Here is a 17,816-nt window from a genome sequence, read left to right as displayed (position 1 = left end):
CCTTACATTCGCCGGAGAACCGCCTGCTTGGCGAGGGTGAACTCCTCGTCCGTCAGCACCCCGGAGCGGTGCAGTTCGCCCAGTTCCCGCAACCGCCGCAGCAGCGCGTCGTGGTCGTCCTCGGGGGCGGGTGCGGGGGTGGAGGGCGCGGTGGGTTCGGCCGGGCCCGCGCCCTCCAGGGCCGGCGCTCCCGACGGGTGCGGGAGCCGGGCCTGGACGGCGGCGGCCACCAGGGCCATCAGCGGGTCCTTCTTGAACCCCCACAACTCGACCGCGTTCGGGTCGTACTTGGGCGGCATCTTGGCCGGCGCGGCCCGCACGGTGAAGCGGAGGTGGCCGTTCTCCAGGCCCACCGACGGCTGCCACTCCACGGCGGTGATGTCCGCGAGCAAAAGGGTGCGCGGACCGCCGGCGGACTTGGAGTCCTCCGCCTGCCACTTCCACTCCAGCCGCACCCGCTCGCCGTCGAAGCTCGCCGTGCCGTCCCCGGCGGACACCGAGAGGGGGACGGAGGGCCCCGCCAGCAGGTAGGCGTCCACCGGGTCGGCCGGGACCTGCTCCAGCAGCAGGGCGTTGCGCACCTCGTCGACCAGGTACTCGGCGACGCCGTACCGGCCGGAGTCCACGATCAGCTGGTACGGGTCGTGCGGCTCGGTCAGCCGGCCGCCGGTCGCGTGCAGCAACGGGTCGGCGCCGTCCCGCAGCCGCAGCCTGAGCCGCCCGGACTTCTTGCCCTGCTCGAACGATATGCCCGCCAACGCCCGCAGCGGGACGACCAGTTCACCCAGTTCCCGGCGGAGCAGACCGACGTTCTTGTCGCGTCCGGGCGTCAGGCGCAGGGTGTCGCCGTCGAAGACCCACGTTCCGTCCTTCTGGATGATTTCCGCCATGCGGAGATTGTTCCATCGCTTCTGCGCGCGGCGATTGTGCGGGAGAGTGGTCTATACCCATCGTGAAGGGAGAGCACGTGAGACGGCACCAACGGCACCGCGGAACGACTCCCCGCCTGACCCGGCTGCTCGGGTCGCTGCTGCTCGTGGCGGCGGCAGGAGCCTTCACCGTCGGGGCGGCCCCGGCCCAGGAGGCGGCCCCGATCCCCCTGGACCGGGTGATCCCCGCCCCGTCCTCGGTCGACCCCGGCGGAAGCCCGTACCGCATCACCCGCGGCACCCACATCCGCGTCGACGGCTCGCGCGAGGCCCGCGGCGTCGGTGACTACCTCGCGGACGTCCTGCGGCCCTCCACCGGCTACCGCCTGCCCGTCACCTCCCACGGCGACGGCGGCATCCGGCTGCGCCTGGCGAAGGGCCCGTACGGCGACGAGGGCTACCGCCTCGACAGCGGCCGCGCCGGCGTCACCATCACCGCCGCCGAGCCCGCCGGCCTCTTCCACGGCGTCCAGACCCTGCGTCAGCTGCTCCCCGCGGCCGTCGAGAAGAGGTCCGTGCAGCCCGGACCCTGGCTGGTCGCGGGCGGCACCGTCGAGGACACCCCGCGCTACGGCTGGCGCGGCGCCATGCTGGACGTCTCCCGGCACTTCTTCACCGTCGACGAGGTCAAGGGCTACATCGACCGGCTCGCCCTGTACAAGCTCAACAAGCTGCACCTGCACCTCAGCGACGACCAGGGCTGGCGCATCGCCATCGACTCCTGGCCGCGCCTGGCCACCTACGGCGGCTCCACCGAGGTCGGCGGCGGCCCCGGCGGCTACTACACCAAGGACGACTACAAGGAGATCGTGCGCTACGCGGCCTCCCGGCACCTGGAGGTCGTCCCCGAGATCGACATGCCGGGCCACACCAACGCGGCCCTCGCCTCCTACGCCGAGCTGAACTGCGACGGCGTGGCACCCCCGCTGTACACCGGCACCAGCGTCGGCTTCAGCTCGCTGTGCGTCGACAAGGACATCACGTACGACTTCGTGGACGACGTGGTGCGCGAGCTGGCCGCGCTCACCCCGGGCCGCTACCTCCACATCGGCGGCGACGAGGCGCACTCCACGCCGCACGCGGACTACGTGAAGTTCATGGACCGGGTGCAGCCGATCGTCGCCGCGTACGGCAAGACGGTGGTCGGCTGGCACCAGCTGACCGGAGCCGTCCCGGCCAAGGGGGCGCTCGCCCAGTACTGGGGGCTGGACGGCACCAGTGCCGCGGAGAAGGCCCAGGTCGCCAAGGCCGCGCAGAACGGCACCGGTCTGATCGTCTCGCCGGCCGACCGGACCTACCTCGACATGAAGTACACCAAGGACACCCCGCTGGGTCTGTCCTGGGCGGGCTACGTGGAGGTGCAGCGGTCCTACGACTGGGACCCGGGCGCCTATCTGCCGGGCGTGCCGGCCGCCGCGGTCCGCGGTGTCGAGGCGCCGCTGTGGACGGAGACCCTGTCCGAACCGGACCAGCTCGAGTACATGGCCTTCCCGAGGCTGCCGGGCGTCGCCGAGCTGGGCTGGTCCCCGGCCGCGACGCACGACTGGGACGCCTACAAGGTGCGGCTGGCCGCGCAGGCGCCGCGCTGGGAGGCGCTGGGCATCGACTACTACCGGTCGCCCCAGGTGCCCTGGACGCCCTGACCGGACGCCCTGACCCGCCACGCGACGGGCACCCCGGAGGACCGTCTCCGGGGTGCCCGTCCGTCCGTGCGGAGCCGTCAGAGGCCCGCGAGGGGGTTCTTCAGGTTCCCGACCAGTTGCAGCGCGCCGGACGGGTCCGCGAGGTCCACCATCTGCTTGTTGTTGCGCAGCTGGAGCCGGTTGAGGCAGGACAGCGCGAACTCGGGCGCGAACATGTCGTACCGGTCGAACTTGTCGGCCAGCTCCGGCACCGATTCCTGGTACGCGCGGGTGACCTCCGCGACCGTCCGCCAGAAGGCGTCCTCATCGAGGATGCCCTCCTCGGCGAGGTTGGCGGCGAGGAAGCGGAAGAAGCAGTCGAAGACGTCCGTGAAGATCGACAGCAGCTTCTTGTCCTCGGGGACCTCCACGGCGATGCGCGAGACGTCCGGCGGCAGCACCGCGTCCGGGTCCATCACCGCGATCTCCTCGGCGATGTCCTTGTAGACCGCCCGCCGCACCACCCCGTCCTTCAGCACGAGGATCACGTTCTCGCCGTGCGGCATGTAGACCAGGTCGTAGGCGTAGAAGCTGTGCAGCAGCGGGACGAAGTAGGCCCGCAGGTAGTGCCGCAGCCACTCGGTGGGAGGCAGGCCCGACCGCTCGATCAGCGCGCCCGCGAAGGAGGCGCCCTCGTGGTCGACGTGGACGAGGGAGGCCATGGTGGCGAGCGTCTCGCCGTCCCGGAGCGACGGCACCGGGCTCTCCCTCCACAGCGCCGCCAGCATCTTGCGGTACGGCGAGTAGCGGTCGGTGGCCTGCTCGTACTCCAGGTGCCGGTAGCCGACGGCCGCCCGCTCCCGGATGATCGTCAGGCCCGTCGACTTCAGCACCGGGTCGTTCTCGATGAGCTGCGCCAGCCAGTCGTTGATGGCCGGGGTGGCCTCCATGTACGCCGCCGACAGGCCGCGCATGAAGCCCATGTTGAGGACGGACAGGGCCGTCTTCACGTAGTGCTTCTCGGGGTGCGAGGTGTTGAAGAAGGTGCGGATGGACTGCTGGGCCAGGTACTCGTCGTCGCCCTCGCCCAGGCACACCAGGTGCTGCCGGGCGACCTCGGCGGCGAAGGTCACGGTGAGCTTGTTCCACCACTGCCAGGGGTGGACCGGGATGAACAGGTAGTCGGCCGGGTCCAGGCCCTGCTCGCGCAGCACGCCGTGGAAGCGCTCGACGGTCGCCTCGCCCAGCTCGTCCCGCACGAAGGACTCGTACGCGATGCCCACGCCCGCCGTGAACGCCGCCCGCGAGCGGTGCGCGGCCAGCCACACCAGCCGTACCGGGCTCGCGGTCTCGGGGGCGTACGACAGGTAGTCGTGGATGCCGAAGCCGAGCCGTCCGTTGTTGGCGACGAAGCAGGGGTGGCCCTCGGTCATGCCGGTCTCGACGGCCTGGAAGCCGCTCCTCGCCAGCTCGGCGGAGGTGACGTGGGGCTTGGTGAGCTTGTAGCAGGTGCCGGAGAGCGTGGAGGAGATCTCCTCGAGGTAGACCGGCAGGATGTCGTCGCTCAGCCCCAGGGACTCCTTCAGCTCGACGAAGAAGTCCAGGGCGGCGAGCGGGAGCTCGGTGCCGTCGCGGTGGCGGGTGATCGAGCCGGCGTCCACCTGCCAGTGGTCCAGGGCCCGGACGGTGGCGGTGAAGCGGTACCGGGTCTTGCCGTCGTCGCTGCGGACGACGTACGCCTCCCCGTCGCGCTCGGGCGTGAGCAGCCGCTCGTGCGTGAACTCGGCCAGCGCCTTGCGGACCAGGAGGCGGTTGGCCCGCTCCCAGCGTTCGGGGGAGAGGTGGGTCACGGCGTCGGCGAGGCTCATGCGGACACCGCCTTCTCGAACTGCTCGCGGGTGCAGAAGCTCAGCAGCGCCTTCTTCTCCGGCTTCTGGATCTCGCGGTCGGGCACGAAACCGACGGCCGCGTTCAGGGCGTGGACGGCCTTGTTGCCGACGTCCGGCTCGACGACGACGCGGGCGGTGGCCGGGTCGGCGAACAGCTCGGTCATCACGGCGGTGATCACTGCCCGGGTGAAGCCGTGCACGGGCCGGTCGGTGGGGGCGACCAGGAAGTGCATGCCGACGTCGCCGGGCTCGGGCTCGTACAGGCCGGTCAGCTCGCGGTGGACCGGGTCGTACTTCTCCATCAGGAAGGCGGGGACGCCGTCGTGCAGGCCGAGGTAGGCGTGGTGGTGCTCGTCGGCGGCTATCTCCATGTAGGCGCGCTCGACGTCCACCAGAGAGGCGTCCTGCATCATCCAGAACGCCGACTTCGGGTGGGTGACCCAGCCGTGCAGCAGGACGGCGTCCTTCAGCGGGTCGAGGGGACGCAGGGTGAGGTCGCCGATCGTCGCGGCGGTGGGGGTGCTCATACGGCGAACTCCTGGAACGCGATGGTCTTCTCGACCGGGTAGTACTCGGTGCCACCGAGCAGCTCTCGGATGATGCAGCTGTTGCGATAGGCACCCATGCCCAGATCGGGGCTGGTGATGCTGTGGGTGTGGACACCCGCGTTCTGCAGGAACACGCCCCGGCCCGTGATGTCGACGGCGTAGTTGCGGGCGACGTCGAAGTTGCCCCGGGAGTCGTGGCACAGCCGGTCGCGGACGGGCTTGAGGAACTCCGGCTCGGTGTACCGGTAGCCGGTGGCCAGGATCAGGCCGTCCGAGACGAGCTCGAAGTCCTTGCCCTGTTCCTCCTGGCGGAAGCCGAGCGTGTACGTGCCGTCGGCGTACCGGGCGCTGGTCAGCGCCGAGTTGGTGAGCAGCCGGGTGGGGACGGGGCCGCCGAGTCTCTTCTGGTACAGCAGGTCGAAGATCTCGTTGATCAGGTCGCCGTCGATGCCCTTGAACAGGCCCTTCTGCTCGGCCGTGAGGCGGTAGCGGGTCGTCTCGGGCAGCGCGTGGTAGTAGTCCACGTACTCCGGGGAGGTCATCTCCAGCGTGAGCTTGGTGTACTCCAGCGGGAAGAAGCGCGGCGAGCGCGTCACCCAGTTCAGCCGGTAACCGTGGACGTCGATCTCGCTGAGCAGGTCGTAGTAGATCTCGGCGGCGGACTGGCCGCTGCCGACCAGTGTGATCGACTTCTTCTTCTGCAGGTCCGCCTTGTGCTGGACGTAGCGGGAGTTGTGCAGGAAGTCGCCGGCCAGCCCGCGGCAGGCGTCCGGGATGTGCGGCGGGGTGCCGGTGCCGAGGACGAGGCGGCGGGCGCGGTAGGTGTCGCCGGACGTGGTGGCGACGACGTACAGCTCGTCCGCCTCGTCGTACGTCACTTCCGTGACCGTCGTGGAGAAGCGGACGCTGCTCAGCTTGTTCGCGGCCCAGCGGCAGTAGTCGTCGTACTCGACGCGCAGCGGGTAGAAGTTCTCGCGGATGTAGAACGAGTACAGCCGGCCCTTCTCCTTCAGGTAGTTGAGGAAGGAGTACGGGGACGTCGGGTCGGCGAGGGTGACCAGGTCCGACATGAACGGGGTCTGGAGGTGGGCGCCGTCCAGGAACATGCCGGCGTGCCACTCGAAGTCGGGCTTGGACTCCAGGAAGACGCCGTTCAGCTCGGTGATGGGCTCGGTGAGGCAGGCGAGGCCGAGGTTGAAGGGGCCGAGGCCGATCCCCACGAAGTCGTACGGGGCACTGGCTTCAGGAAGCGCGGTCAAGGGACTCTCCCAGGTACTGCTCGGCGTGGCCGGCGATCAGGTCGAGGACGGCGGCGATGTCGGCCGTGGTCGTCTCGGGGTTCAGCAGGGTGAACTTCAGGTAGTGGCGGCCGGCCACCTTGGTGCCCGCGACCACCGCGTCGCCGGAGGCGAACAGGGCCTTGCGGGCGTACAGGTTGGCGCGGTCGATCTCGGCGGGCTCGGTGACGGCGGCCGGGACGTAGCGGAAGACCAGCGTGGACAGGCTCGGCTCGACGACGACGTCGAAGCGCGGGTCGGCGGCGAGGATCTGCCAGCCCGCGGCGGCGAGGTCGCACACCTCGTCGAAGAGCTCGCCGATGCCGTCGGCGCCCATCACGCGCAGCGTCATCCACAGCTTGAGGGCGTCGAAGCGGCGGGTGGTCTGCAGGGACTTGTCGACCTGGTTGGGGATGCGCTCCCGCACCATGCGGCGCGGGTTGAGGTACTCCGCGTGGTAGGTGGCGTGGCGCAGGGTGGCCGCGTCCCGGACCAGCAGGGCGGACGAACTCACCGGCTGGAAGAAGGACTTGTGGTAGTCGACGGTGACGGAGTCGGCCGTCTCGATGCCGGTCAGCCGGTCCCGGTACTTCAGGGAGGCGAGCAGTCCGCAGCCGTAGGCGGCGTCCACGTGCATCCACACCCCGTACTGGCCGCACAGCGCGGCGATCTCCGGCAGCGGGTCGATGGAGCCGAAGTCGGTGGTGCCGGCGGTGGCGACGACGGCCATGGGCACGAGGCCGTCCGCGGCGCAGCGCTCCAGCTCGCGGGAGAGGGCGACGGTCTGGAGGCGCTTGTCGTGGTCGACGGGGACCGCGACGACGGCGTCGGGGCCGAGACCGAGCAGTTTCGCCGACTTCTGCACGCTGAAGTGGCTGACCTCGGAGGCGAAGACGCGCAGTTTCGCGAGCTCGTCGGTCTTGGCCTCCTCGCGGGCCAGCAGCAGCGCCTGGAGGTTGGACTGGGTGCCGCCGGAGGTGAACACGCCGTCGGCGGCCGGGCCGAGACCGATGCGGGCGGTCGTCCAGTCGATCAGTTTCCGCTCGATGAGGGTGCCGCCGGCCGACTGGTCCCAGGTGTCGAGGGAGGAGTTGACGGCGGTCAGGACGGCCTCGGCGAGCACGGCGGGGATGACGACCGGGCAGTTGAGGTGGGCGAGGTAGCGGGGGTGGTGGAAGTAGACGGCGTCGCGGAGGTAGACGTCCTCCAGCTCGTCGAGGACCGCGGCCGTGTCGTGCAGCGGCGTGTCGAGGTCGATCCCGTCGATGCGGGGGGCGAGGGCGTCGACCGTGATGCCGGTGAACGGCCGGTCGGTGGTGGCGAGTTTGGCGGCCACCCGCTCGACTCCCTGGGTCACGGAGTGGCGGTACTGCTCCGCGGTGGTGTCGTTGAGCAGGTGCGAGCGCATGTGGGGGTCCTCCGGTGGGACGGTCCGAGAGGGACGGAGAGGGGCGGAGCCCGGGCTTCGAACTTAGGTAAGCCTAACCTAATGAGCGGCGTCCAAACGCATGCCGCGGCGTGACGGCCGTCACTCACGCCCCATCTGCCCGTCACGGACGGTGAGTCGAGGCGTGTCGGTGCCGGTCGTCAGCCCTGTGCGCGGAGTTGTTCCTCCGTCAGCCCCTGTCGCCAGTAGCCGACGAAGGTGACACGGCGCCGGTCGATGCCGCGCTCGCCCACGAAGTGACGGCGCAACCGCTTGACGCAGCCGGACTCGCCGGCGATCCAGACGTACGGGTGCCGGGCGGACGGCAGCGGGGCCGCGCGGAGCGAGGTGAGGGCGAGGTCGGCCGGGTTCTCGGCCTCGTCCCGGACCAGCCAGGTGATCTCCGCGTCCGCCGCGGTCGTCAGCTCCTGCACGTCCGCGGCGTGCGGCACCTCCAGCCACACGCGGGCGCGGGTGCCGGCCGGCAGTGACTCGACGACGGCCGAGGCGGCGGGGAGGGCGGTCTCGTCGCCCCAGACGAGCACCAGGTCGGTGTCCTCGGGCGGCCGGAAGCGGATCGCCCGGTTGTCGGCGACCGCCGGGCCCAGCAGCAGGACGCGGTCGCCGGCGGTGGCGCGGGCGGCCCAGCGGGAGGCGGGACCCGCCTGCACGGCGGCCCCCGGCCCGACTCCGTGCAGGACGAAGTCGATGTCGATCTCGTCGGTGTCGCCGAAGGCGTCGCGGCGCAGGTCCCGCAGGGTGTACGAGCGCATCACCGCCCGGACGTCGTCCGGGAGTTCACGCCATCCCTGCCACCATCCGTCCCCCAGCTCGACGGGCACCGCGGGCTCCGTCTGGCCGGGGTGCGGCAGGAACAGCGACAGGGACTGGTCGCGCCCGTCGGACCGGAAGGCGGCGAGGTCGGGGCCGGCGAAGGTGACCCGGGTCAGAGACGGGCCGAGCCGCCTCGTCCGTACGACCTGGAGGGAGAAGAAACGGAACGGGGCGGCTACGGCAGTCGTCACGGATGGCTCCTGCGAGTCGGGGCGGACGGGGTCAGCTGACCTTCTTCGCGTTCTCGATGGCCTCGGCGAGGTTGTCGAGCAGCGGCGTGCACTTGTCGTAGGACAGGATCGGCTCGGGGGAACGGGCGATGACCTGACCGGCCTTGACCGCGGGGAGCTGCTTCCAGGTGCCCTCGGTGATGTCGGCGGGCTGGATGGTCGAGGAGCGGTCGTCCATGATGATGACGTCGGCCGGGTACTTGTCGACGTTCTCCCAGCTCAGGCTCTCGAACCAGCCGCCGGTCGCCTTCTTGGCCTCCTCGGAGGGCTCGACGAAGTTCACGCCGAGGGCCTTGAAGTACTCCAGGTCGACGGACAGGTTGGTGCCGGAGACGTAGAACAGCTCGGGGCTCGCGGAGCCGGCCAGCACCTTGATCTCGGGCTTGGCCTTCGCGGCGGCGCGCAGCCGGGCCGCCGCCTTGTCGAAGGCCGCCTTGGCGTCGGTGACCTTCTTCGCCTTCATGTCCGCGCCGAGCGACTCGGCCAGCTCCCACATGCGCTGGAGCGGCTGGGTGAGCTGGCGGTCGAAGACCGAGACAGCCACGCTGGGCGCCAGCTTGGCGATCTTGTCCTTGGACTCCTCGGGGACCGACCAGAGGGTGCCCGCGGTGTCGAACGTCGTGGTGGCGAGCAGCTCGGGCTGGAGGCCCACGTACTTCTCGATGTCGAGCTTGCCCCACTCGTTGCCGAGGACGGTGACCTTGCTGACGTCCATGTCGCCGGCCTGGACGTCGGGCTTGCCGTCCTTGGTCGTGGTGGGGCCGAAGACGCCCTTGACCTGGACGCCGTAGTCCCACAGCGCGGCGGCGACGCCGGTGAAGGCGACGATGTTCGCCGGGATCTTGTCCAGCTTCACGGTGGTGCCGCGGTCGTCCTTGAACGTCCACGGACCGGACTTGGCGGCGCCCGTCTGCCCGGCCGAGCCGCCGTTCTTCGCGTCGTCGTCCCCACAGGCCGCGAGCACGGCACCGAGGCCGAGGGCGCCGCCGGCGGCGAGGATTCCGCGACGGGTCAGGTGGGCAGCACGGGCGTTGGACATGGTGTGGGCCGCTTTCGAACGGGGCGGAACGTCCGCCGGACAATTCGAGGATAGGTTAGCCTAACCTCAGATCTTGTCCAGTGGCCGGGTGCGTCCCACCCCGTCCGGGCGGCCCGTGGCCTCAGCTCACCAGGCCCAACTCCCGCGCGATCAGCATCCGCTGGACCTCGCTCGTGCCCTCGCCGATCTCCAGGATCTTGGCGTCCCGCCACATGCGGGCCACCGGGTACTCGTTCATGAAGCCGTAGCCGCCGTGGATCTGGGTGGCGTCCCGGGCGTTGTCCACCGCGACCGTCGACGAGTACAGCTTCGCCAGTGCCGCCTCCTTCTTGAACGGCTCGCCCGACACCAGCCGGGAGGCCGCGTCCCGCCACGCGAGGCGGGACGTGTGGGCCTTCATCTCCATGTCGGCGATCTTGAACTGGATCGCCTGGTTGGCGCCGATCGGCTTGCCGAAGGCGTGACGTTCCTTCGCGTAGGCGACCGACTCGTCCACGCAGCCCTGCGCGAGACCCGTGCCCAGCGCGGCGATGGCGATCCGGCCCTCGTCCAGGATGCGCAGGAACTGGGCGTAACCGCGCCCCTGTTCACCCAGCAGGTTCTCCGCCGGCACCCGGACGTCCGCGAAGGACAGCTCGCGGGTGTCCGAGGCGTTCCAGCCGACCTTCGAGTACGGGGCGGCCACCGTGAAGCCCGGGGTGCCGGACGGGACGATGATCGCCGAGATGAGCGGGCGGCCGTCCGGCTTGCGGCCGGTGACCGCCGTGACGGTCACCAGACCCGTGATGTCCGTGCCCGAGTTGGTGATGAAGCACTTGGTGCCGTTGATCACCCACTCGTTCGTCTCCGTGTCCAGGCGGGCCGTCGTCCGCGTCGCGCCCGCGTCCGAGCCGCCGTCGGGCTCGGTCAGGCCGAACGCGCCGAGGATCTCGCCCGAGCACAGCCGGGGGAGCCAGGTCCGCTTCTGCTCCTCGGTGCCGAACAGATGGATCGGCATGGCGCCCAGCGAGACACCCGCCTCCAGCGTGATGGCCACCGACGAGTCGACCCGGGCCAACTCCTCCAGGGCGATGCCGAGAGCCAGGTAGTCGCCGCCCATGCCGCCGTACTCCTCGGGGAACGGCAGGCCGAACAGGCCCATACGGCCCATCTCCCGGACGATCTCGTACGGGAACTCGTGCCGCTCGTAGAAGTCGCCGATCTTGGGTGCCACGACGTCGTGGGCGAACTCCTCGACCGTACGGCGGAGTTCTTCCAGTTCGGGGGAGAGCTTGTGGTCCATGGTCGTTCACTGCTCCTGGTGGGAGAGGGCTCGTACGGTGCGGGACGGGCTGGGTCGGCCCAATTCGGAGGCCATCCACGCGCTGGTGGCGACGAGGCGGCCGAGATCGACCCCGGTGTCGATGCCGAGGCCGCGCAGCATCCACACGAGGTCTTCGGTGGCGAGGTTGCCGGTGGCGGACTTGGCGTACGGGCAGCCGCCCAGCCCGCCGGCGGAGGCGTCGACCGTGGTGACGCCGAGCCGCAGCGCGGCCAGGGTGTTGGACAGGGCCTGGCCGTACGTGTCGTGGAAGTGGACGCCGAGCGCCTCGACGGGGACGCCGGACCCGGTGAGTTCGCGCAGCAGGGCCTCGACGTGACCCGGCGTCGCCACGCCGATGGTGTCGCCCAGGCTCAGCTCGTCGCAGCCCATGTCCAGCAGGGCCCGGCACACCTTCACCACCTGCGGGACCGGGACGGCGCCCTCCCAGGGGTCGCCGAAGCACATCGAGAGATAGCCCCGCACATGGACGTCCTGCGCCTTCGCCCGGCGGACCACCGGCTCGAACATCGCCAGCGCCTCGTCCACCGTGCGGTTGAGGTTGGCCTTCGCGAAGGACTCCGTGGCGCTGGCGAAGACCGCGACCCGCCGGGCGCCGAGCGACAGCGCGCGCTCCAGGCCGCGTTCGTTCGGCACCAGGACCGGGAGGTCGACCGGCAGTCCGGCCACCGCCGGGAACAGCTCCTCGGCGTCGGCCAGCTGGGGCACCCACTCGGGGTGGACGAAGCTGGTCGCCTCGATGGTGGTCAGCCCCGCGTCGGCCAGGCGGCGGACGAACTCCGCCTTCACCTCCGTCGGCACGGTCGTCCGCTCGTTCTGCAGGCCGTCCCGGGCGCCGACCTCGTGGATGCGGACCCGCGCCGGCAGGCCCTCGGCGGGCACCGTCATGGGCAGGCTCGGTTCCGGGGCGTTCATACCGTCTCCTCCTCCGCCGGTGCGATGACCGCCAGTACCTGGTCCATGGCGACCGTCGTGCCGGGGGACACGTCCAGCTCGGTGACGGTGCCGGCGTGCGGGGCGGAGATGACGTGCTCCATCTTCATCGCCTCCACCACCAGCAGGCTCTGCCCGGCCGCCACCTCGTCGCCGACGGCGACCTTCACCACCGTCACCGTGCCCGGCATGGGCGCGGTGAGCGAGTCGGCGCCCGCGTGGGCGGCGCGGGTGAGCGAGGCGGCGACCGGGTCGTGGTCGCGCACCTGCCAGGCGTCGCCGTCGCGGCCCAGCCAGGTGCCGTCCGCCAGCGCGGCGAAGGTGTGGGTGACGCCGTCGAGCCGGAACGCGTAGCGGTGTCCCTCGCCCGACCGGGTGACCGGGGACGCGGGCAGGGGCTCCTCCGCGCCCTCCGTCAGCAGCTCGGTTCCATCGTCCGGTGTGCTGCGCACCCGCACGGTGACCGGCTCGCGGCCCGGCACCCGCAGATGGTGCGCGGTCCAGGCCCGTTCCCCGCCCAGCCGCCAGCCGTCCCCGGCGTCGAACGGGTCCGACCAGCCGGTGGCGTGCGCGGCCGGGGTCAGCGCTGCCTGGCGCAGCAGCGCCGCCGCCGCGTAGACCTCCGCCGGCACCTCGTCCGGGACGAGCGTGTCCACGTCCCGCTCCACCAGCCCGGTGTCCAGCTCGCCCGCCACCACCGCGGGATGCGCGAGGAGCCGGCGCAGGAACCCGGCGTTGGTCTGCACGCCCAGCGTCACCGTCTCCGCGAGGGCCGCCCGCAGCTTGCGCAGCGCGGTGGCGCGGTCGGGGCCGTACGCGATCACCTTGGACAGCATCGGGTCGTAGAGGCTGCCGACCTCGGTGCCCTCGCTGAGCCCGGAGTCGGTGCGGACGCCGTCACCCTGCGGTTCGTGGAGCCGCAGCACGGTGCCGCCGGAGGGGAGGAAGCCGCGCGACGGGTCCTCCGCGCACAGCCGGGCCTCGATCGCGTGCCCGGTCAGCCGGACGTCCTCCTGCGCGAGCCCGAGCCGCTCGCCGGCCGCGACCCGCAGCTGCCACTCCACCAGGTCCAGGCCCGTGACCAGCTCGGTCACCGGGTGCTCCACCTGGAGGCGGGTGTTCATCTCCATGAAGTAGTACTGCGACGGGTCACCGCCCGGGACGATGAACTCCACCGTGCCCGCGCCCCGGTAGCCGCAGGAGCGGGCCGCCTGCACGGCCGCCTCGCCCATCGCGGCCCGCGTGGCCTCGTCGAGGAGGACGCTCGGCGCCTCCTCGATGATCTTCTGATGCCGGCGCTGCAGCGAGCACTCGCGCTCGCCCAGGTGCACGACGTTGCCGTGGCCGTCGGCGAGCACCTGGATCTCGATGTGCCGGGGCCGGTCGATCCACCGCTCCACCAGCAGGGTGTCGTCGCCGAAGGAGGCGCGGGCCTCGCGGCGGGCGGCGGCGATCTCGTCGTCGAGCACGGCGGCGTCGCGCACCAGCCGCATGCCCTTGCCGCCACCGCCGGCCGACGGCTTCAGCAGCACCGGCATCCCGATCTCGCGGGCCGCGTCGGCGAGCTGCCCGTCCGTCAGGCCGCTGCCGCTGGAGCCGGGCACCACCGGCACCCCGGCCGCCTTCACCGTCTCCTTGGCGCGGATCTTGTCGCCCATCAGGGCGATGGCGTCGGCGGACGGCCCGATGAAGACCAGCCCCGCCTCCTCGCAGGCCCGCGCGAAGCCGGCGTTCTCGGCGAGGAAGCCGTATCCCGGGTGCACGGCCTGCGCGCCCGTGCGGGCCGCGGCCCGAAGCAGCCGCTCCACGGACAGATAGCTCTCCGCCGCGGGCGCCGGGCCGATCCGCACCGCCGTGTCGGCCTCCCGCACGTGCCGGGCGTCCGCGTCGGCGTCGGAGAAGACCGCCACCGAGCGCACGCCCAGCGAGCGCAGCGTCCGGATGACACGGACGGCGATCTCACCCCGGTTGGCGACGAGCACGGTGTCGAACATGCGTGAAGCCTCGTGTGTGTTTCCCATGGGTCCCCTCCTCACATCCGGAAGACGCCGAACTGGGGGTCGCCCAGTGGCGCGTTGGCACACGCGGTCAGGGCCAGCCCCAGCACCTGCCGGGTGTCGGCGGGCTCGATGACCCCGTCGTCCCACAGGCGGGCGGTCGCGTAGTAAGCGTTCCCCTGATGCTCGTACTGTGCGCGGATCGGCGCCTTGAACGCCTCTTCCTCCTCCGCGGGCCAGTCCTCCCCGCGGCCCTCCAGCTGGTCCCGCTTGACCGTGGCCAGCACGGACGCGGCCTGCTCGCCGCCCATCACGGAGATCTTGGCGTTGGGCCACATCCACAGGAAGCGCGGCGAGTACGCCCGGCCGCACATCGAGTAGTTCCCCGCGCCGTACGACCCGCCGACCACGACCGTCAGCTTCGGCACGCGCGTGCACGCCACCGCCGTCACCATCTTGGCGCCGTGCTTGGCGATGCCGCCCGCCTCGTAGTCCCTGCCGACCATGAAGCCGGAGATGTTCTGGAGGAAGACCAGGGGGATGCCGCGCTGGTCGCACAGCTCGATGAAGTGGGCGCCCTTCTGGGCCGACTCGGAGAACAGGATGCCGTTGTTGGCGACGATCCCCACCGGGTGGCCGTGGATACGGGCGAAGCCGGTGACGAGGGTCTGCCCGAACTCGGACTTGAACTCGGCGAACCGGGAGCCGTCCACCACGCGCGCGATGACCTCGCGGACGTCGTAGGGCGTGCGGGAGTCGACCGGCACCGCGCCGTACAGCCCCTGGGGGTCGATCTTCGGCTCGACGGCGGGCCGCACCTCCCAGGGCAGCGTCCCGCGCGCGGGGAGGGTCGAGACGATGTTCCGCACGATGCGCAGGGCGTGCGCGTCGTCCTCCGCGAGGTGGTCGGTCACGCCCGAGACGCGGGAGTGGACCTCGCCGCCGCCCAGCTCCTCCGCGGTCACCACCTCACCGGTGGCCGCCTTCACCAGGGGCGGGCCGCCCAGGAAGATCGTCCCCTGCTCGCGGACGATCACCGCCTCGTCGCTCATCGCCGGGACGTACGCCCCGCCGGCCGTGCAGGATCCGAGCACGGCGGCGATCTGGGGGATGCCGGCGCCCGACATCCGGGCCTGGTTGTAGAAGATCCGCCCGAAGTGCTCGCGGTCGGGGAAGACCTCGTCCTGCATCGGCAGGAAGGCGCCGCCGGAGTCCACGAGGTACAGGCACGGCAGCCGGTTCTCCAGCGCCACCTCCTGCGCCCGCAGGTGCTTCTTCACGGTCATCGGGTAGTACGTGCCGCCCTTGACCGTGGCGTCGTTGGCGACGATCACGCACTCCCGGCCGCTGACCCGGCCGATGCCGGCGATGACGCCGGCCGCCGGGGCCTGGCCGTCGTACAGTCCGTCGGCCGCGAGCGGCGCCAGTTCCAGGAACGGCGAGCCCGCGTCCAGCAGCGTGTCCACGCGGTCGCGCGGCAGCAGCTTGCCGCGCGCGGTGTGCCGGGCCCTGGCCCGCTCCCCGCCGCCGAGCCGGGCCGCCGCCAGCTTGGCGCGCAGCTCCTCCACGAGGACGCGGTGCGCCTCCTCGTTGGCCCGAAAGGCCTCCGACGCGGGATCTGCCGCGCTCGTCAGCTCCGGTGCCTCGTGCATCCTGCGGTCCCCTCACCCAGTGGTCGACCAGTTAATGAGCGTTAACGCATTTCCTTCAGGTTAACGACCGCTAACCTCCCTGTCTAGAATCGATCCCATGACCACCAGAACCGACGCCCCCACCCGCCGCGAGCAGATCCTCAAGGAGGCCGCCCGGCTCTTCGCCGAGCGCGGCTTCCACGGCGTCGGCGTCGACGAGATAGGCGCCGCGGTCGGGATCAGCGGCCCCGGTCTCTACCGGCACTTCCCCGGCAAGGACGCGATGCTCGCCGAGCTGCTGGTCGGGATCAGCGGGCAGCTGCTGACCGGGGCGAAGCGGCGGCTGGCGGAGGCCGAGGGGGTGGCCGGCTCCGGCGCGGGGTCCGGCGGCGCGGGTCCCGAGGCGGTCCTCGACTCGCTCATCGAGGGTCACATCGACTTCGCACTCGACGACCGCCCGCTCATCACCCTGCACGACCGCGAGCTGGACCGCCTCCGGGACGCCGACCGCAAGATGGTGCGGCAGCTGCAGCGGCAGTACGTGGAGCTGTGGGTCGGGGTCCTGCGCGAGGTGTACCCGGCCGTGGCCGAACCGAGTGCCCGCTCGGCGGTCCACTCGGTCTTCGGCCTCCTGAACTCCACCCCGCACCTGGGCCGCCCCGGCTCCCTCCCGGGCCGCGCGGTGACGGCGTCGCTGCTGCACCGGATGGCCCGGGGGGCGTTCGCGGCGGTGGGGGAGGCGTAGGGGCCGGGATGCCGCGGTGGGCTGCTTCTCGGCCGACCGGGTCGGGTCGTGGGCGGGCGGAGCCCGGGGCGGCACGTTCGGCCGACCGCACCCGCCCGGCGTCGGCGAGGGAAGCCGCCGCCCGGTCGCCGGAGTGACGAGGGTTACCCGCCCCCCGCTCTGGACGCCTCTCCCTACCCGCCGGTACGGTGAACTCTGAGCAAGCGCTTAGACACGTACCCTGGAGGTGGCGCCGTGCGCCGTACGGTGTTCAACGAGGACCACGAGGCGTTCCGGGAGACCCTTCGCGCCTTCATCGAGGCCGAGGTCGTCCCCGTCTACGACGAGTGGTTCGCCGCGGGCCAGGCGCCGCGCGAGTTCTACTACAAGCTCGGTGAGCTGGGCATCTTCGGCATCAACGTGCCCGAGGAGTTCGGCGGCGCCGGCATGGACAGCCACAAGTTCGAGGCCGTCCTCTACGAGGAGACCGCCCGCGCGGGCGTCCAGTTCGGCGGCTCCGGCGTGCACGTGCTGCTCGCCCTGCCCTACATCAACATGCTGGCCACGGACGAGCAGAAGAAGCGCTACCTGCCGAAGTTCGTCACCGGCGAGGAGATGTGGGCCATCGCGATGACCGAGCCGGGCACCGGCTCCGACCTCGCCGGCATGAAGTCCACCGCCAAGCTCTCCGAGGACGGCACCCACTACGTCCTCAACGGCGCCAAGACCTTCATCACCGGCGGCGTCCACGCCGACCGGGTCATCGTCTGCGCCCGCACCGCCGCCCCCACGGCCGAGGACCGCCGCCACGGCATCTCCCTGTTCGCCGTGGACACCAAGTCCGAGGGCTACTCGGTGGGCCGCAAGCTCGACAAGCTCGGCCTGCGCACCTCCGACACCGCCGAGCTCGCCTTCGTCGACGTCAAGGTCCCCGTCGAGGACCTGCTGGGCGAGGAGAACAAGGGCTTCTCCTACCTCGGCCACAACCTGGCCTCCGAGCGCTGGGGCATCGCCTTCGGCGCCTACGCCCAGGCCAAGGCCGCCGTCCGGTTCGCCAAGCAGTACGTGCAGGACCGCACCGTCTTCGGCAAGCCGGTCGCCCACTTCCAGAACACCAAGTTCGAGCTGGCCGCCTGCCAGGCCGAGGTGGACGCCGCCGAGGCCGTCGTCGACCGCGCGACCGAGGCCCTGGACGCCGGTGAGCTCACCCCCGCCGAGGCCGCCAGCGCCAAGCTGTTCTGCACCGAGGTCGCCCACCGCGTCATCGACCGCTGCCTCCAGCTGCACGGCGGCTACGGCTACATGAACGAGTACCCGATCGCCCGCCTGTACGCGGACAACCGCGTCAACCGCATCTACGGCGGCACCAGCGAGATCATGAAGTCGATCATCGCGAAGAACATGGGCCTGTAAACC

The 17,816-nt window shown here is 71.2% G+C and carries 14 protein-coding genes; 3 read left to right on the top strand and 11 right to left on the bottom strand.

Going from position 1 to position 17,816, the window contains the following annotated elements; all coding sequences use genetic code 11:
- Positions 1-2 precede the first annotated feature (2 nt).
- Positions 3-890: a DUF4429 domain-containing protein gene (locus ACIRG6_RS03960; protein ID WP_403320557.1), complete on the bottom strand. Its 888-nt coding sequence runs from the start codon at positions 888-890 to the stop codon at positions 3-5.
- 77 nt (positions 891-967) lie between these two features.
- Between ACIRG6_RS03960 and ACIRG6_RS03955 the strand changes: the two genes are divergently transcribed.
- Positions 968-2,572, top strand: a complete 1,605-nt coding sequence (locus ACIRG6_RS03955; protein ID WP_403320554.1) for a beta-N-acetylhexosaminidase — start codon at positions 968-970, stop codon at positions 2,570-2,572.
- A 77-nt stretch (positions 2,573-2,649) separates the two neighbouring features.
- Here the strand turns inward: ACIRG6_RS03955 and ACIRG6_RS03950 are convergent, their stop codons facing one another.
- The 10 genes from ACIRG6_RS03950 to ACIRG6_RS03905 all read right to left on the bottom strand — a co-directional run bounded on the left by ACIRG6_RS03950 (position 2,650) and on the right by ACIRG6_RS03905 (position 15,697).
- On the bottom strand, positions 2,650-4,419 hold the full coding sequence (locus ACIRG6_RS03950; RefSeq protein WP_364674648.1) for an IucA/IucC family protein: 1,770 nt from the start codon (positions 4,417-4,419) through the stop codon (positions 2,650-2,652).
- Positions 4,416-4,967: a GNAT family N-acetyltransferase gene (locus ACIRG6_RS03945; protein WP_318219487.1), complete on the bottom strand. Its 552-nt coding sequence runs from the start codon at positions 4,965-4,967 to the stop codon at positions 4,416-4,418. Before ACIRG6_RS03945 ends, ACIRG6_RS03950 begins: the two co-directional genes overlap by 4 nt.
- The gene (locus ACIRG6_RS03940; protein WP_403320552.1) at positions 4,964-6,247 is read right to left on the bottom strand and encodes a lysine N(6)-hydroxylase/L-ornithine N(5)-oxygenase family protein; all 1,284 of its coding nucleotides are present in this window, start codon (positions 6,245-6,247) and stop codon (positions 4,964-4,966) included. The genes ACIRG6_RS03945 and ACIRG6_RS03940 overlap by 4 nt, the downstream gene beginning before the upstream one ends.
- The gene (desA, locus tag ACIRG6_RS03935; RefSeq protein ID WP_403320551.1) at positions 6,231-7,673 is read right to left on the bottom strand and encodes a lysine decarboxylase DesA; all 1,443 of its coding nucleotides are present in this window, start codon (positions 7,671-7,673) and stop codon (positions 6,231-6,233) included. Before desA ends, ACIRG6_RS03940 begins: the two co-directional genes overlap by 17 nt.
- 179 nt (positions 7,674-7,852) lie before the next feature.
- Positions 7,853-8,716: a siderophore-interacting protein gene (locus tag ACIRG6_RS03930; protein ID WP_403320549.1), complete on the bottom strand. Its 864-nt coding sequence runs from the start codon at positions 8,714-8,716 to the stop codon at positions 7,853-7,855.
- A 31-nt stretch (positions 8,717-8,747) separates the two neighbouring features.
- Positions 8,748-9,794, bottom strand: a complete 1,047-nt coding sequence (locus tag ACIRG6_RS03925) for an ABC transporter substrate-binding protein (protein ID WP_364819412.1) — start codon at positions 9,792-9,794, stop codon at positions 8,748-8,750.
- 121 nt (positions 9,795-9,915) lie between these two features.
- A complete protein-coding gene (locus ACIRG6_RS03920; protein WP_239766485.1) occupies positions 9,916-11,076 on the bottom strand; it encodes an acyl-CoA dehydrogenase family protein in 1,161 nt (386 codons plus the stop codon).
- A gap of 6 nt (positions 11,077-11,082) precedes the next feature.
- A complete protein-coding gene (locus ACIRG6_RS03915; protein ID WP_318219481.1) occupies positions 11,083-12,030 on the bottom strand; it encodes a hydroxymethylglutaryl-CoA lyase in 948 nt (315 codons plus the stop codon).
- Positions 12,027-14,042: an acetyl/propionyl/methylcrotonyl-CoA carboxylase subunit alpha gene (locus ACIRG6_RS03910; RefSeq protein ID WP_364675054.1), complete on the bottom strand. Its 2,016-nt coding sequence runs from the start codon at positions 14,040-14,042 to the stop codon at positions 12,027-12,029. The genes ACIRG6_RS03915 and ACIRG6_RS03910 overlap by 4 nt, the downstream gene beginning before the upstream one ends.
- A gap of 38 nt (positions 14,043-14,080) precedes the next feature.
- Positions 14,081-15,697, bottom strand: a complete 1,617-nt coding sequence (locus tag ACIRG6_RS03905; RefSeq protein ID WP_318219480.1) for a carboxyl transferase domain-containing protein — start codon at positions 15,695-15,697, stop codon at positions 14,081-14,083.
- 97 nt (positions 15,698-15,794) lie between these two features.
- Between ACIRG6_RS03905 and ACIRG6_RS03900 the strand changes: the two genes are divergently transcribed.
- Together ACIRG6_RS03900 and ACIRG6_RS03895 are read left to right on the top strand one after the other, a co-directional pair.
- Complete coding sequence (locus ACIRG6_RS03900; protein WP_318219479.1) at positions 15,795-16,421, top strand: SACE_7040 family transcriptional regulator; 627 nt, start codon at positions 15,795-15,797, stop codon at positions 16,419-16,421.
- 234 nt (positions 16,422-16,655) lie between these two features.
- A complete protein-coding gene (locus tag ACIRG6_RS03895) occupies positions 16,656-17,813 on the top strand; it encodes an acyl-CoA dehydrogenase family protein (RefSeq protein ID WP_189230876.1) in 1,158 nt (385 codons plus the stop codon).
- Positions 17,814-17,816 lie beyond the last annotated feature (3 nt).

This window comes from Streptomyces flaveolus (genome assembly GCF_044765825.1).
Taxonomy (GTDB): domain Bacteria; phylum Actinomycetota; class Actinomycetes; order Streptomycetales; family Streptomycetaceae; genus Streptomyces; species Streptomyces flaveolus.
Note: the sequence above shows the minus strand (reverse complement) of the source record. Positions and strands in the feature narration are given on the sequence as shown.